General features: G+C 62.6%; 12 protein-coding genes. 6 read left to right on the top strand and 6 right to left on the bottom strand.

The annotated features are described in order from the left end of the window. Positions 1-30 precede the first annotated feature (30 nt). The 6 genes from ABH944_RS15175 to ABH944_RS15150 all read right to left on the bottom strand — a co-directional run bounded on the left by ABH944_RS15175 (position 31) and on the right by ABH944_RS15150 (position 6,100). Positions 31-1,158: an NAD-dependent epimerase/dehydratase family protein gene (locus tag ABH944_RS15175; RefSeq protein WP_404607632.1), complete on the bottom strand. Its 1,128-nt coding sequence runs from the start codon at positions 1,156-1,158 to the stop codon at positions 31-33. Continuing rightward, a complete protein-coding gene (gene rfbB / locus ABH944_RS15170; protein WP_404607633.1) occupies positions 1,155-2,168 on the bottom strand; it encodes a dTDP-glucose 4,6-dehydratase in 1,014 nt (337 codons plus the stop codon). Before rfbB ends, ABH944_RS15175 begins: the two co-directional genes overlap by 4 nt. After that, a complete protein-coding gene (rfbD, locus tag ABH944_RS15165; RefSeq protein ID WP_404607634.1) occupies positions 2,168-3,055 on the bottom strand; it encodes a dTDP-4-dehydrorhamnose reductase in 888 nt (295 codons plus the stop codon). Before rfbD ends, rfbB begins: the two co-directional genes overlap by 1 nt. A gap of 31 nt (positions 3,056-3,086) precedes the next feature. Further along, positions 3,087-3,665 carry a dTDP-4-dehydrorhamnose 3,5-epimerase gene (gene rfbC / locus ABH944_RS15160; RefSeq protein ID WP_404607636.1) on the bottom strand — a complete coding sequence of 193 codons (579 nt, stop codon included), beginning with the start codon at positions 3,663-3,665 and terminating at the stop codon, positions 3,087-3,089. Continuing rightward, positions 3,662-4,564, bottom strand: a complete 903-nt coding sequence (gene rfbA / locus ABH944_RS15155) for a glucose-1-phosphate thymidylyltransferase RfbA (RefSeq protein WP_404607637.1) — start codon at positions 4,562-4,564, stop codon at positions 3,662-3,664. The genes rfbC and rfbA overlap by 4 nt, the downstream gene beginning before the upstream one ends. A 120-nt stretch (positions 4,565-4,684) precedes the next feature. Then, positions 4,685-6,100: an undecaprenyl-phosphate glucose phosphotransferase gene (locus tag ABH944_RS15150; protein ID WP_404607639.1), complete on the bottom strand. Its 1,416-nt coding sequence runs from the start codon at positions 6,098-6,100 to the stop codon at positions 4,685-4,687. Between the two features lie 619 nt (positions 6,101-6,719). Here ABH944_RS15150 and ABH944_RS15145 point away from each other — a divergent pair. The 6 genes from ABH944_RS15145 to ABH944_RS15120 all read left to right on the top strand — a co-directional run bounded on the left by ABH944_RS15145 (position 6,720) and on the right by ABH944_RS15120 (position 14,637). After that, positions 6,720-6,971 carry a hypothetical protein gene (locus ABH944_RS15145; RefSeq protein WP_404607640.1) on the top strand — a complete coding sequence of 84 codons (252 nt, stop codon included), beginning with the start codon at positions 6,720-6,722 and terminating at the stop codon, positions 6,969-6,971. Positions 6,972-6,992: 21 nt separating this feature from the next. After that, positions 6,993-7,700 (top strand): YjbF family lipoprotein, encoded by a 708-nt coding sequence (locus ABH944_RS15140; protein ID WP_404607642.1) that lies wholly within the window; start codon positions 6,993-6,995, stop codon positions 7,698-7,700. Positions 7,701-7,704: 4 nt separating this feature from the next. Further along, positions 7,705-10,662, top strand: a complete 2,958-nt coding sequence (locus tag ABH944_RS15135; RefSeq protein ID WP_404607643.1) for a YjbH domain-containing protein — start codon at positions 7,705-7,707, stop codon at positions 10,660-10,662. Positions 10,663-10,741: 79 nt separating this feature from the next. Then, positions 10,742-11,902: a polysaccharide biosynthesis/export family protein gene (locus ABH944_RS15130; RefSeq protein ID WP_404607644.1), complete on the top strand. Its 1,161-nt coding sequence runs from the start codon at positions 10,742-10,744 to the stop codon at positions 11,900-11,902. Positions 11,903-11,905: 3 nt separating this feature from the next. Then, the gene (locus ABH944_RS15125) at positions 11,906-12,343 is read left to right on the top strand and encodes a low molecular weight protein-tyrosine-phosphatase (RefSeq protein WP_404607645.1); all 438 of its coding nucleotides are present in this window, start codon (positions 11,906-11,908) and stop codon (positions 12,341-12,343) included. Between the two features lie 53 nt (positions 12,344-12,396). Continuing rightward, the gene (locus ABH944_RS15120) at positions 12,397-14,637 is read left to right on the top strand and encodes a polysaccharide biosynthesis tyrosine autokinase (RefSeq protein ID WP_404607647.1); all 2,241 of its coding nucleotides are present in this window, start codon (positions 12,397-12,399) and stop codon (positions 14,635-14,637) included. The last annotated feature ends 12 nt before the right edge of the window (positions 14,638-14,649 follow it).

Raw genomic sequence — 14,649 nt, 5'->3', positions numbered from 1 at the left:
GCCTGCCTCCGCGTTGCGCCGGTAGTTGCTTCAATTCATCAAACCCCGGGCACGCATCTCGGCAACCGAGCGTTCATAACCCGCGTCTTCAATCGTCTGGCTCCTGACCCATTCGCAAAAACGCGTGGCGCCTTCGCGAAACGAGACGCTTGGCTGGAACCCGAGTTCGTCGCGAATCTTGCTGACGTCCGCGAAGTTGTGACGGATATCGCCCAGCCGGAAATCGCCCGTGACCTTCAATTCGCCCGGAGCGCCATAGATCCGTTTCAGTGTTTGCGCGACTTCAAGCACGCTGGTCGCCACGCCCGAACCTACGTTGTAGGCCGCTTGTCGCGCGTGCTCCGCGTCCAGTGTCAGCACAATGGACTCGACCACGTCGTCGATGTACACGAAGTCCCGGGTCTCCTCGCCGTCTTCGAAGATATTGATGTCCTTGCCCTGCAGCAGAAGCGTCGAAAAGATCGACAGGATTCCTGTGTACGGGTTGCGAAGAGATTGGCCCGGGCCGTACACGTTCTGGAACCGCAACGCCGCAGCGCCAATACCCATGGCGCCGCATGTCATCAGGACGAGTTGCTCCTGAACCAGCTTGGTGATGCCGTAGACCGAACTCGGATGGGTCTTGGACGTTTCGTCCGTGGCTACTACCGCGAGCGGTTCGCCGGTTTGCTCAGACAGGCATTCGAACTGGCCGGCGCGCATGTCGCGGGCGTTGCGCATGCCGGGATAAACGTCGCCTTCAGGGCCACGATATTTACCCTCGCCATAGATTGACCGTGACGACGCCACCACCACGCGGCGGATCGAATGCGCCTGGTGGGCCAGATGGTCCAGCAGCAACGACGTGCCGCGGATATTCGTTTCCACGTAGCGGTCGACCTGGTACATCGACTGGCCGGTGCCGGTTTCGGCTGCCAGGTGCACGACAGCTTCTTGTCCTTCGAGCGCCTGGGCCCAGTCGTCTGCGTGACGAACGTCGCCCCTGATGAACCGCACGCCTCGCGGAAACTCGCCAAGAAGTGGCGATTCGTCTGCACTTGCGCCGTGAATCTGCGGCGAAAGGTTGTCGAGCACGGTAACGGTGTCGCCGCGAGCAACGAGGGCTTTGGCAAGCGAGCTGCCGATAAAACCGGCGCCGCCGGTGATCAGTGTTTTCATAACGTCAATCCGAGTTGCCAGTCGATCGTCCTGGCGATGCCGGTCTCGAAGTCTTCCGCAGGACTCCAATCCAGTTCATCGCTGATTTTTGTGGTGTCGATTGCATAGCGGCGGTCGTGTCCGGCGCGGTCCTTCACAAACTCGACCAGCCGCGTGTGCGGCGCGCCCTCAGGCAGCCGTTCGTCGAGCAGGCGGCAGATCAACGCAACCACGTCGCTGTTGCGCCACTCGTTGCAACCGCCAATGTTGTACGTTTCGCCAGCCTTGCCCTGTGTCAGCACACGCAGCAGCGCGTCGCAATGGTCATCGACATACAGCCAGTCGCGCACGTTTTGGCCGTCGCCATAAAGCGGGATATGGATGCCCGCAAGGCAGTTGCGGATCACGGTCGGAATGAACTTCTCCGCGTGCTGGCGCGGGCCGTAGTTGTTCGAGCAATGGGTTGTGACGGTCGCCAGTCCGTAGGTGTGGAAGTAGGCCCGCACCAGATGGTCGGACGCGGCCTTGCTTGCCGAGTAAGGCGAGTTCGGCGCGTAGGGGGTGGTTTCGGCAAAGGCCGGGTCGCCCGGGCTGAGGGAGCCGAACACTTCGTCGGTCGAGATATGGTGAAAGCGCCGTTCGCGGGTCACGTCCGTGCCGGCGCCGAGCCAGGCGGCACGCGCTGCTTCGAGCAAAGTGAAGGTGCCTGTCACATTGGTTCGAACGAAGTCGCTCGGGTCGGTAATCGACCGGTCGACATGGCTTTCCGCCGCGAAGTGGACCACCGTATCAATGCCGTGTTCATCGAAGAGCCGGTCCACCAGCGGCCGGTCGCAAATGTCGCCGTGCACGAACGTATGGCGGCTCGGGTCGGGCAGGCCCGACAAGTTGTCCTGCGACCCGGCATAGGTCAGCAGGTCGAGATTGATAATCCGCACGCCGGTGTCGGCGCGCAGCAGGTGATGCACGAAGTTCGAGCCGATAAATCCGGCGCCGCCCGTGACAAGGACGGTAGAGGGTCGATAGTCCATCAGTTTGCAGCCCAGTGATTGAGTACTTCCGCGAGGCCTTCCTGCCACGGCCGGGGCTCGAGGCCAAGCAGGTTGCGGGTCGTTTGCATGTCGAGTGCGGAGTTCTTGGGACGGGCCGCCGGCAGCGGGTAGTCGGCTGTCGTGATCGGCCGCACGGTGGGCGGTCGGTCGAGCATGCCGCGCGACGCTGCCTGGGCGACCGTAGCCTGCGCCAGGCCGCACCACGTGGTCACGGTGCTCCCCGTGTAGTGATAGGTGCCCCAGGGCAGCGACCGGTTGCCGGGCGCCCGCAGGTACCGGTCCGCGAGCGATAGCAGCACCTCGGCAATCGCGCCGGCATGCGTCGGTGCGCCGTACTGGTCGCCGACAATCCGGAGTTCGCGGCGCTCGCGCGCAAGCCGCACGATCGTCTTCACGAAGTTGTTGCCATGCGCGCCGAACACCCACGACACCCGCAGGATCAAATGCGCCGGAAGCAGCGCGCGAATGGCCTGCTCGCCGGCCCATTTGCTACGGCCATACACACCGAGCGGTGATGCCGGATCGTCCGGTGCGTATGGGGTGTTGCTGTTGCCGTCGAATACATAGTCCGTGGACAGGTGAAACAGCGGGATGCCCGCCTGTGCCGACGCGCAAGCCAGGATTTCAACGGCGTCGCGGTTCACGGCGAACGCCTGTGCGGCATTGCTCTCGGCCTTGTCGACGGACGTGTACGCGGCGGCGTTGATCACCAGCTCCGCGTCGTACTCGCGCAGCGCACGATCGACCGCGTCGTGATCGGTGATATCGAGCGCCTGCCGGTCGAGTCCGATCAGTTCGCGGCCGTGAGAGCGCAATACGAGCTCGCGGCCCACCTGACCGCCGGCTCCGACTACGAGAATCGTCATAGTGCGGCGCTCCCTGCAAAGTCCCGCGAGCTCATGCCATGACCTCCTCGAAGCGCGGCAGCCTGGCCGGTTCCTGCTCGTGCAGCAGCGGCAACGCGAAGTCCTTGGCGGACATGGCCGTCGCAGCGCCTCCGCCAAGCTCCGGCCATTCGATGCCAATGGCCGGGTCGTCCCAGCGAACACCCGCATCGGTCTCGGGATCGTAGTAAGTCGTGCATTTGTAGACAAAGTCCGCTTGTTCAGAAATCACGCAGAAGCCATGGGCAAAACCGGGTGGGATCCACAACATCTCGTGGCGCACGTCGTCCAGCGTCACGCCGACCCAGCGGCCGAAGGAGGGCGAGCCAAGCCGGACATCGACAGCCACGTCGAAGACCGCACCGCGCGAGACGCGCACGAGCTTGCCCTGCGGATTGCGCCGCTGATAATGGAGTCCGCGCAGGACGCCGCGTGCCGAGCGGGACTGGTTGTCCTGGACGAAGCGGGCATTCACCCCGGCATCGGCGAGCCAGCCTTCCCGGAAGGTCTCGACGAAAAAACCGCGCTCGTCGCCGAAGACTTTTGGCTGGAGGATCAGGACGCCGGGAAGACGCGTTTCAACTATGTTCACAGCGCTACCTCGCGACGCAGCAGGTCCACCAGGTAGTTCCCGTAACCGCTCTTCAGCAGCGGCGACGCGAGACGCTGCATGTCCTCGCTGCCGATCCATCCAAGCCGCCATGCGATCTCTTCCGGGCAGGCGATCTGCAGGCCCTGGCGCACTTGCATCAGATGCACGAAGTTGGCCGCGTCCAGCAGCGACTCATGGGTGCCCGTGTCGAGCCACGTATAGCCGCGGCCCATCAGTTCGACCTTGAGGTCCCCGCGTTCGAGATACGCACGATTGAGGTCGGTGATCTCGAGTTCGCCGCGTGCCGAGGGCCGGATCTCGCGCGCCATCGGCACGACGTCGCGGTCGTAGAAATAGAGGCCGGTCACCGCATAGTGGCTTCGCGGATGACGGGGTTTTTCTTCCAGGTCGACGGCATTGCCGTGCTGGTCGAGGGTCACCACGCCGTAGCGTTCCGGGTCGCGCACGTAGTAGCCGAAGATGCTTGCGCCGTCTTCGCGCAAGCACGCGTTTTGCAGCAGCCCTGAAAGCCCCGTGCCATAAAAGATGTTGTCGCCGAGGATCAGCGCGGCCGGACTGTTGCCGAGAAAATGTTCGCCGATCAGGAAGGCCTGGGCGAGTCCTTCGGGACGCGCCTGCACCGCATACGACAGGTTCAGGCCCCAGCTCGACCCGTCGCCGAGCAGGTTCACGAAGGCCTCGCTGTCCTGCGGCGTGGTGATGATGAGGATGTCTCGTATGCCCGCAAGCATGAGCGTGGTCAGCGGGTAATAGATCATCGGCTTGTCGTACACGGGCATGAGCTGCTTGCTGACCGAGCGTGTCAGCGGATGCAGGCGCGAGCCGGTTCCGCCGGCCAGGATCAAGCCCTTCCGGGCAACGTGGGTTGGGATGGTCATGTCACTCTCATGCTGGGAGATGCTCCAAGGAAAACACGCGCTTTCAGGCTGCAGGCGTGGCGTGGACGAGTCGGTCCGATCATGGAATGGAGGATCCATTGCCGCTCGCATGCGATCTCGTCAGTACGCATGCAATCCCCTGAATCCACGCACGACCGTCATGAGGACGATCTTCAGGTCGAGGCCGAAGGTCCAGTTCTCGATGTAGTTCAGGTCGAGTGCGACGCGGCCCTGCATCTTGTCGATCGCCTCGGTTTCACCGCGATAGCCGTTGATCTGGGCCCATCCGGTAATGCCCGGCTTGATCCGGTACCGGCACATGTAGCCGTGGACCAGATCCTTGTATTGCTCGTCGTGCTGCAGCGCGTGAGGACGGGGGCCGACGACCGACATCTCGCCGCGCAGCACGTTCAGGAACTGCGGCAATTCATCCAGGCTGGTGCGCCGCAGGAAAGCACCCACGGCCGTCACGCGCGGATCACGGCGCTTCGCCTGGGTAAGCTTGCCGGACTCTTCCGCATGCACGACCATGGTCCGGAACTTGTAGATCTGGAACTGCGTCCCGTTGACGCCCTTGCGCCATTGCCTGAAAAACACCGGGCCCGGTGAAGACAACTTGACCGCCAGGGCGATTCCCAGCATCAGCGGCAGGATGCACACGAGCACCAGCGCCGCGAACAGACGGTCGAAGATCGCCTTGGGCACGAAGCGATGGTCGGCAGGCGGTGAAGCAAGCAGGTTGATCGCGGGCACGCCGGCAATTCCGTCCAGGGCGTGAGTGAACGGCGCGAAGTTATGGACGTTGGGGATGAAGCGGATATTCACGAAATCGTGCTTGAACTCGCGCAGGATCGCGTGAATCCGTTCTTCTTCCTTGAAGGTCAGGACCAGCCATAACTCGTCGATGGCACGATGCTTGACCGCTTCCGCGAGTGCGCTAAGCGAACGCACGACCGGCAGCCCGCAAGAGAAGCTCGCAGCGTCCGCGTGTTCGTCGAACACGCACACGGGCTGGAGACCGCCGCTTGCCGAGCGCTGCAGTTTTTCGATCAGCCGCATGCTGTAGGCACTGGCGCCCACTATGGCGACCGACTTCGCCCGCGCGCGCCGCGATTGCGACACGCCGAACAGCCGGTACACCCCCGTGCGCACTGTAATCAGCAGCGCGAGCGAGATCAGGAACCATGCCCCGGCCCACAAGCGGGAGATCGGGGACATCTGCTGCACGGACAGCATGAATACAATGCCCAGCATGAAGACGGTTGTCCAACCGGCTGTCACGCGCATTGCGGTCCTGATAAAAGAATCTCGCCGAAATGTGCGATAAAATCCGAGAGCCGGGAACAAACTGGCGACCATTAAAGCATTGAACGCAACCAGAATGACAATAGGCTCGGTCCACGAACGGAAGTCGTCGAAACGCAGCGCAAAAGCAATCGCCGCGCCAATCAGAATCATGCAGGCATCTACTGTGCGCGATAAAAATCCAAACCGGTACGTAATAATGTCCGTTTCGAGAAGGCGGGCCGATTGCATGCTATTCCCCAATGAATACAGAGACTGGTCTTCAACCGCGTTTTATTTAACCGGTGCTATCGTTTAAACCCGCTGGGTGCTTCCCGATGAGCGGGCAAGGCGCTGCGCACCGCTTCCGACAGCGGCGCCAATGCGTCTCCCCACGCCCGATGTATGACACGAATCCGGAAATGCAGCGGTATTCGCTTCGAAACTACGGATTGCAAAAATAAATCAGCCTGATACTCCTCCAGGTAATTACCGGAGGCATGTCATCCCTCTTTTGCGTTGCATCATACATAGGCGAAAAGCGGACGATACCTGTCTGGCGTAAAAGAACACGATGTTGACGGAACAGGTCAATAAATAGAATCAGCCGGTACTGCCATTGATTAGACTAAATTAGCATTGATTCAATAGCGCTTTCCCATTCGCGTCAAAGTCTTGCCGTTTAAAGTCACAGGCAGTCACTGCGATGCAGCAAATGTACTATCCGCCTTGAATTTAGCCAGCTTTATCTGCCGTTGTAATTCTTATCGATTCTCAAGAGCATGTCACCCATCGCCCTGATTCGGATCGGGCATCGGGACAGGTCTTGCTTTTCTCATGCGGCTAGCGCCGCGCTCTGACGAGGTGGTGTATGAAAGCTCTTCCTGTTTTGATGACGGTAGCAGTACTGGCCATGCCTTCGCTGTCGCATGCGCAGGCCGAAGAGGGCGCCGCCGTCGCGGTGGCCGCTGCGACGCCCGCAGGCATTGGTACGGCCGCGCTTGTGGTGGGCGGGTTGGTGGCGACAGCGGTGGTGGTAGCGGCGGTATCCGGCGGTGGCGGCAATGGGGTGGCCTCGACGGGCACCACCGGTACGACCGGAACCACCGGCACGGTTCGCTAACCCTTGCGCGCGCTCGATCCCGTGTCCCTCGTCCACTCGCGTCATGACAGCCATCGTGGCCATGCACCGCATCGGCTGTTTTCACCGGCGCTCGCACGCTGTCTCGCCTGCGTCGCGATGACCCTGCTGGGCGCATGCTCGGAACCGATGCGCGCGCTCTCCGACAGTTATTCCCTTGTGCGCCAGAACAACGACGCGCAGATCGACCGCACGGTTCTGGCAAAGGAACACCAGTACCTGAAGGTGTCGTCGAGAGGGCGCTCCGCATTGCTCGTGCTGGGTAATGTGGAGCAGAACGCGGCCGGCCCGGTCGAGGTGTGGTACTCGGGCGCCGGCGAAGTATTGCGGATTCAGAACGGCCGCCTGATCGGCGCGACGGGACTGGCGACCGAGTGGATGAACGTACGCCTGTCGGCGCCGCCGGACTGGCTCTCGATCACCGCGCCGACATCGTATGCACGCCGCCGTGACGTGATGCCGGCCTATGACTTCGGCGAAAGCGACGTGGTCACCGTGACGCCGATCGACATGCCCGGGAACACACGTTACAGCGGGCCGGAAGCATCGGCCTTGCGCTGGTTTGCGGAGCGCACGCAGGGACGCATCGCGCTGCGCGACTCGCGTTACGGTGTACTGAACAGGGACGGCCATGCGGTGGTCGTATACGGCGAACAATGTCTCGATGACCGGCTCTGTCTGAGCTGGCAGCGCTGGCCGGCCAAAGTCTGACGTTATGGCGACCGGAGTCAAGGACGCGCTAGATCGCGGAAGAAGTTATGCGCTTTATTGTTTGCTGTCATGCACGTCGGTACATGCATCTGGAGCGCAGGCCGTGACCATCAGCGCACCCGTGCGCCTGGGCGACTGGCTGGCGAGCCAACTGGCCGCGCCAGCCCAGCGCGAACGGGATATCTATGTCACAGGCATTCAGTGGCAGTCGGCACGGGAGCGTTCGTTGCAGCAGGGTGCGCGCCAGACGCTGCTGGATCAGATACGGTACCTGGCCGGTCCCGCCGCGCCGGCACAAGCGGACCGGGAGGGGCTGAGCGCGCTGATTGCGGCGCGCCCGGCGACGGGACGTGTGGTGCTCAAGGAGGCGGACCCGCGCTGGCTGCAGGCGAATCCCGCAGACGATCCGGTGCTGAATGCCGGCGACGCGGTGGCGATTCCCGAACGTCCGTCAAGCCTTACCGTGATTCGTGGAGATGGTTCGCTATGCAAAGTAAAACACGTGGCGCAGGCGGAAGCGAGTTATTACATCCGGAGCTGCGACCCGCATGCGGCGCCTGACGATGCCTGGGTCGTGCAGCCCGACGGCGTGGTGCAGAAGGTGAAGGTCGGACTGTGGAACCGGACGGCGCAGCAGCCACCCGCGCCCGGCGCATGGATCTGGGCGCCGGACAGGTCGGCAGGGTGGCCCGGGTCGTTGTCGGAGCGTCTGGCCAGTTTCTTTGCGACGCAGGGTCCGTCGGGACTCGACGACGCGGGGCACGATGCTCCGCCGAAGACGGACTCACAAAACGAGCAGCCGCCGGCTGCGGCGCAGTTCCATGATCGCGATCTGCCGGTTACCGCGAGCGACTGGGGCACGATCGGCTTGTTGCAAACCCCGACCGCTCGCATGGGCGAGGCGGGTGAAGCGTCGATCGGTATCTCCACGACCTCGCCGTACACGCGGTTGAACGTGATGCTGCAGCCGCTCGACTGGCTGGAGTTTGGGTTTCGTTATACGGAGATCAGTTCTGAGAAGTATGGGCCGGCGTCGCTCAGCGGGTCGCAGAGCTACAAGGACAAGAGTATTGATTTCAAGGTGCGGCTGCTGTCCGAGACGGCGATGCGGCCGGCGGTTGCGCTGGGGATGAGGGATATAGGCGGCACGGGTCTCTTTTCGGGCGAGTACCTGGTAGCGAACAAACGCACGGGCGATTTCGACTGGAGCCTTGGCCTGGGCTGGGGTTATCTGGGCGCGCGGGGCAACATCGAGAACCCCTTGTCGATCATCAGCGACAAATTCAGGACCCGTCCCACGCCGGACGTGAACGTGGTCAACGCAGGGACTTTTTCCAAGGCGTACTTCCGCGGGCCGATGTCGCTGTTCGGCGGAGTGCAGTACCAGACGCCCTGGACGCCGCTCGTGCTGAAACTCGAGTACGACGGCAACAACTACCAGAATGAACCGTTTCACCAGCACTTCACGACACGGTCGAGTTTCAACATCGGCGCGGTGTATCGCGTGTCGTCTCACGTCGATATCAGCGCCGCACTGGAACGCGGCAACCGGGCGATGCTGGGCATCACGCTGCACGGCAAGCTCGCGGATATCGGAACGCCGAAGGTCAGCGATCCGGCGCCGCTGCCCGCCCTGATGGCGTCCGAATCACGGCTGGTCATACAGCCGCTCATGCAGCCCGTCATACAGCCCGTGCCGCTGCGAGCAACGCCCGCAGTGGTTGCGACCGACTGGAGCGGGACCGCACGGGCGCTGGAGCAGCAAACCGGCTTCCAGGTGCAGAGCATCGATCGCGATGGTGCGCAACTCGTAGTCGCTTTTGACGAGATCAGTGCGTTTTACCTGGCGGACAAGATTGACCGGATCGCGGCGGTATTGAACCGCGATGCACCGCCGGAAGTTCGTGTGTTTCGCGTGACGCTCGTGTCACGCGGTTTGCCCGTGACCGGGTATGCGGTCGAGCGCGACACCTGGGTGCGCAACCATGCGAGTCTGCTGGCGCCCATTGATCGGCAGCAGGCGGTGTTCACCATGCCGCCTGCCGCCATCCCGAACGGTCCGCTGGCGCAGGACAGGTACACGGACATTTACCAGCAGGAGCCGAAACGCTTCACGTTGTCGGTGGGTCCCGCGTATCAGCAGACACTCGGCGGACCGAACGGATTCGTGCTGTACCAGTTGTCATTGAATTCGTATGCCGAAGCACGCTTGCGCCGCGATACGTGGCTTGCCGGCGACCTGAACCTGGGCCTCGTCGACAACTACGACAAGTTCACCTACACGGCGCCGAGTTCGCTGCCGCGTGTGCGGACTTACCTTCGCGAGTATCTGACGACGTCGCGTTTCACCATGCCGCTGCTGCAACTGACACACGTGGGCGCACTCGGCCACGACCAGTACTACAGCGTCTATGGCGGGTATCTGGAAAGCATGTTCGCTGGCGTGGGCGGCGAGTGGCTGTATAGGCCCTGGTCGAGTCCGCTTGCACTCGGTGTCGACGTGAACCGGGTCCGGCAGCGAGACTTCCGGCAGGACTTCGCGTTGCGGGACTACTCGGTGACCACCGGCAACGTGACGCTCTACTGGGACACGGGCTGGCAGGGCGTGCAGGTCGACCTGAGTGTTGGACAGTACCTGGCGAAGGACCGGGGTGCGACGCTCGACATCAGCCGGGTGTTCCGCAACGGCGTGCGCATAGGCGCTTATGCGACCAAGACCAACGTATCGAGCAGCCAGTTCGGAGAAGGAAGTTTTGACAAGGGCATCTACGTGACGATTCCATTCGATGCGCTGTTCACGCATTCAACGGCCGGCGTCGCGGCCATCCGCTGGTCGCCGCTTACCCGCGATGGCGGGGCCAAGCTTACGCGCCAGTTTCCTCTGTATGACCTCACGGACGAGAGCAACCCACGCAACCTGTGGTTCTCACCGCCAACGCCCGCGACCACTGGTCCGGAATAGAGCGCACGTGGTTCGATCGCCGATGAGAGGCGCGGTCGATCGGCCGCCTGCATCGGTTGCACCATCCAATCTGTTGACTATGAAAAAAATTGCTGTGTCGTCGAAACTGATCGCGGTCCTGTCGTCTGCCTGCATGTTGCTCGGCGGGTGCATGCTCGCACCCGGCATGAAATTCGACGCGTCCAGACCCGTTGATCCGAGTGACCCGAATTCGGTCCCGATCGTCACGCCGATCACGTTCGCGCTGATCCAGCGCGACCTGCTTGACCGGCGCGAACAGCTCACGGCCGATACCCGCTATGCAGCGCTCATAGGCAAACCGAAGCCCTACCGGATCGGCCGCCACGACGTGCTGTCGATCATCGTGTGGGATCACCCGGAGCTGGTCATGCCGAACCTGACCTACGACGTCGAGCGCACCAACGGCGCCATGCCGGGCAGCGCCGGCATGGCGTCGCAAAGCGTGCCGGGTTATATCGTCGATGACAACGGGCTGCTGCAGTTTCCCTACGTCAAGGGTCTGCGCGCCGAAGGGCTCAGTGAGCGGGAGTTGCAGAGCGTCGTGACACGCAGGCTGACCGGGGTGATCACCGACCCGCAGGTCACGGTGCGGGTGGTCGGCTACCGCAGCCAGAAGGCGTATGTGGAGGGCGAAGTCCGCACGCCCGGTGTGAAGGCGATCACCGACGTTCCCGCCACGCTTGCGGAGATGCTGAACCAGGCCGACGGTATTGCACCGACGGGCGACCGGTCACGCATCCAGTTGACGCGCGGCGAGACGACCTACGACCTCGACCTGACCGAACTCCACGCGAAGGGCCTGAGCACGACGGCCATTGCGATCAGGGACGGCGATGTGATCCGCGTGCCGCCGTTGCTTGAACACCGCGTGGTCGTGATGGGCGAGGTCAGCAAGCCGAGTCCCGTGCCGTTCCGAAGCGACGGCCACCTGACGTTGAGCGACGCACTGGGCGACGCCGGCGGCGTGAGTCAGGTCACCGCGGACGCGAGCGAGATCTATGTGATCCGGCGGCACGTGGATGGCGCGCTGCCGGTCGTGTATCACCTCGACAGCAAGTCGCCTTCCGCCATGTCGCTCGCCAGCAGCTTCCAGCTTCGCAGCGACGACGTGGTGTACGTCGACGCACCGGGCGTGATCCGCTGGGATCGTTTCATTACGCCGCTCGTCGGCAGTACGACTGGCGCCTATTACCTGCAACGTACAGCACGAGGCGACTGACGCATGATCCGTTCGATCCTGACTGTCTGCATTGGCAATATCTGCCGCAGCCCGATGGCCGCGGGACTTCTGCGCGCGCGGCTGCCCGAGTACCAGGTGCTCTCGGCGGGGCTGGGTGCACTCTCGGGCATGCCGGCGGACCCGCTTGGCCGCCAGTTGCTGCTTGAGCGCGGTATCGACATTGAAGCGCACCGGGCGGTCCAGCTCAGTGCGTCGCATTGTTCCGGCGTCGACATGATCCTCGTGATGGACGCCGACCAGAAGCGCATGATCCAGGAGACCTACCGGGCCACGCGCGGCAAGGTGTTTCGCCTTGGCGAGTTCCAGGATCGCGACATCTTCGATCCCTACGGCGGTAATCGCGCCGACTTCGAGCAATGCCTTGCGTTGATCGACGCGGGCGTCGACGAATGGGCGCAACGTATCGCCCTCACGGCCTGACCTGTGCAGGCACTTTCTCTTTGCTGGCGCATTGCTTACCTTGGCGCAATTGAATGAATCTAATGACACGTCCTCCATCGCCTCCGGTCGATAAAGAAGAAGACCTCGATCTCGTCACGATCCTGGATGTCATGATCGAAAGCCGCTGGCTGATCGCCGTCGTGACCGGCGCCTGCCTGGCGCTCGGGCTCCTGTATGCGTTCGCCACCGAGCCCGTCTACCAGACGGACATCATGATCCAGGTAGAAGAAAGTCCCGACTCTTCGGCGGCGAAGAGCATGCTCGGCGACGTCTCATCCCTCTTCGACGTGAAGTCGACCGCCGCCGCCGAAAGCCAGATCCTGGCGTCACGGCTCGTGGTCACGCGGGCGGTCGAGAAGCTGCGGACTTATATCGATGCGGGTCCGAAGCGCTTTCCGGTGATCGGCAACTGGCTGGCAAGGCAGAACGACGACCTGTCCACACCGGGCCTGTTGGGCTTCGGCGGTTACGGCTGGGGTGGCGAGCGTATCGACGTGCAACGTTTTGACGTACCGCAAGACCTGGAGAGCAAACGATTCACGTTGACGGTCGCGGACGCCACCCACTACCGTTTGTCCGGCAGCGACCTGGACCAGCCGTTCACGGGTCAGGTTGGCCGGCTCGAAATCATTCCCTCGTCGCACGGGAACCTGAGCCTGCTGGTGAACAGCGTGCGCGGCAACCCGGGCGCGCAGTTTGTCCTGAAGCGTTATTCGAAGGTCAAGACCATCGAGAACCTGCAGGACAACCTCGACGTGCAGGAGAAGGTCAAGCAGTCGGGCATCCTGATCGCCGCCTTGCAGGATACGAATCCGCAGCGTGTGTCCAATCTGTTGAATGCGATCGCCGCGCAGTACGTTGCCCAGAACGTTGAACGCAAGTCGGCGGAAGCGGCGCAGTCGCTCACGTTCCTCGATACCCAGTTGCCCCAGATCAAGTCGCGGCTCGAGGTGGCGCAGGCGCGCTATACCGCGATGCGTGACCGCCGCGGATCGATTGATATGACCGAGGAAGCGAAGCTCGCGCTGGGCCAGGCTGCCGATGCCAAGACCCGGCTGCTCGAGTTGCAGCAGCGCCGCGAAGAGCTGCTCCTGCGCTTCAGCCCGACACATCCGGCCATTCGCGCCATAGACGAACAATTGGCAAGCTTGCGGCGTTTCACCGACACCACGGCGGCGCAACTGAAGCTGCTTCCGGACGCGCAGCAGGACATTGTCCGCACCATGCTCGAAGTCCAGGTGAATACGGATCTTTATACGTCGCTGCTGAACAACTTCCAGCAGTTGCAACTGGTGAAGGCGGGCAAGACCGGCAACGTGCGCCTGGTCGACACGGCAATCACGCCTGAAGATCCGGTGAAACCAAAACGGCTGCTGGTCGTGCTCGGGTCGTTCCTGGTGGGGGCGTTCCTGGGTGTCGTGGTGGCGTTCGTCAGGAACATGCTGTTCCGTGGCATCAGTGATCCTAATGAAATTGAGCGGCGCAGCGGCCTGCATGTGTATTCCACCATTCCGTTGAGCGAGCATCAGACGGTGTTGTCCAAGCGCATCCGGACCAAGTCGGCGGGCGTGAAGCTGCTGGCGCTGGATGCGCCGGAGGACCCTTCCATCGAGAGTTTCCGCAGCCTCCGGACGGCGCTTCAGTTCACCATGTTCAATGCCAAAAACAACGTGGTGCTGATCACGGGGCCGGCGCCGTCGGTAGGCAAGTCGTTTGTCTCGGCGAACTTCGCCACCGTGCTGACGACGGCCGGAAAACGCGTGCTGCTGATCGATGCCGACTTGCGCAAGGGTTATCTTCACCAGTACTTCGGGCTGGAGCGCGGTGTCGGGTTGTCGGAGATCATCTCGGGACAAAGCAGCGTGGAGGCCGCCGTGCGTCGCGGTGTCGTCCCGGGCCTGGACTTCATTTCCACGGGCGCGCAGCCGCGCAACCCGGCCGAACTCCTGCTCAATGACCGTCTGCTCAAGCTCGTGAAGGACGTGTCCGAAGCGTACGACATCGTCCTGATCGACACGGCGCCGGTCCTGGTCGCCGCCGACGCCGGCATTCTCGCGCCTGCTGCGGGTACCGTTTTCCTGGTCGCCTGGGCAACCGCGACCAAGATGGGCGAGATCACGGAGACGGTGAAACGGCTGGCTCAGAGCGGTGTCGAGCCCACGGGTGTGCTGTTCAACGGCCTGAATCTCAAGCACGTGAAATACGGCTACGGTTCGAAGTACGGCGCCTACCGGTATGCCGCCTACGCGTATGAAAGCGATGCCAAAAAATAAGCGAACCAGTGT

The organism is Caballeronia udeis (assembly GCF_044909315.1).
GTDB lineage: Bacteria > Pseudomonadota > Gammaproteobacteria > Burkholderiales > Burkholderiaceae > Caballeronia > Caballeronia udeis_A.
The sequence above is the reverse complement of the archived record's forward strand: the minus strand, read 5'-3'. Positions and strand labels throughout refer to the sequence as shown.

Coding starts and splice junctions, on each gene's coding strand:
- ABH944_RS15130 (WP_404607644.1), top strand. CDS start 10,742: ATGAAAAAAATTGCTGTGTCGTCGAAACTGATCGCGGTCCTGTCGTCT.
- ABH944_RS15145 (WP_404607640.1), top strand. CDS start 6,720: ATGAAAGCTCTTCCTGTTTTGATGACGGTAGCAGTACTGGCCATGCCT.
- rfbB (WP_404607633.1), bottom strand. CDS start 2,168: ATGGACTATCGACCCTCTACCGTCCTTGTCACGGGCGGCGCCGGATTT.
- ABH944_RS15150 (WP_404607639.1), bottom strand. CDS start 6,100: ATGCAATCGGCCCGCCTTCTCGAAACGGACATTATTACGTACCGGTTT.
- rfbD (WP_404607634.1), bottom strand. CDS start 3,055: ATGACGATTCTCGTAGTCGGAGCCGGCGGTCAGGTGGGCCGCGAGCTC.
- ABH944_RS15125 (WP_404607645.1), top strand. CDS start 11,906: ATGATCCGTTCGATCCTGACTGTCTGCATTGGCAATATCTGCCGCAGC.
- ABH944_RS15120 (WP_404607647.1), top strand. CDS start 12,397: ATGAATCTAATGACACGTCCTCCATCGCCTCCGGTCGATAAAGAAGAA.
- ABH944_RS15175 (WP_404607632.1), bottom strand. CDS start 1,158: ATGAAAACACTGATCACCGGCGGCGCCGGTTTTATCGGCAGCTCGCTT.
- rfbA (WP_404607637.1), bottom strand. CDS start 4,564: ATGACCATCCCAACCCACGTTGCCCGGAAGGGCTTGATCCTGGCCGGC.
- ABH944_RS15135 (WP_404607643.1), top strand. CDS start 7,705: ATGGCGACCGGAGTCAAGGACGCGCTAGATCGCGGAAGAAGTTATGCG.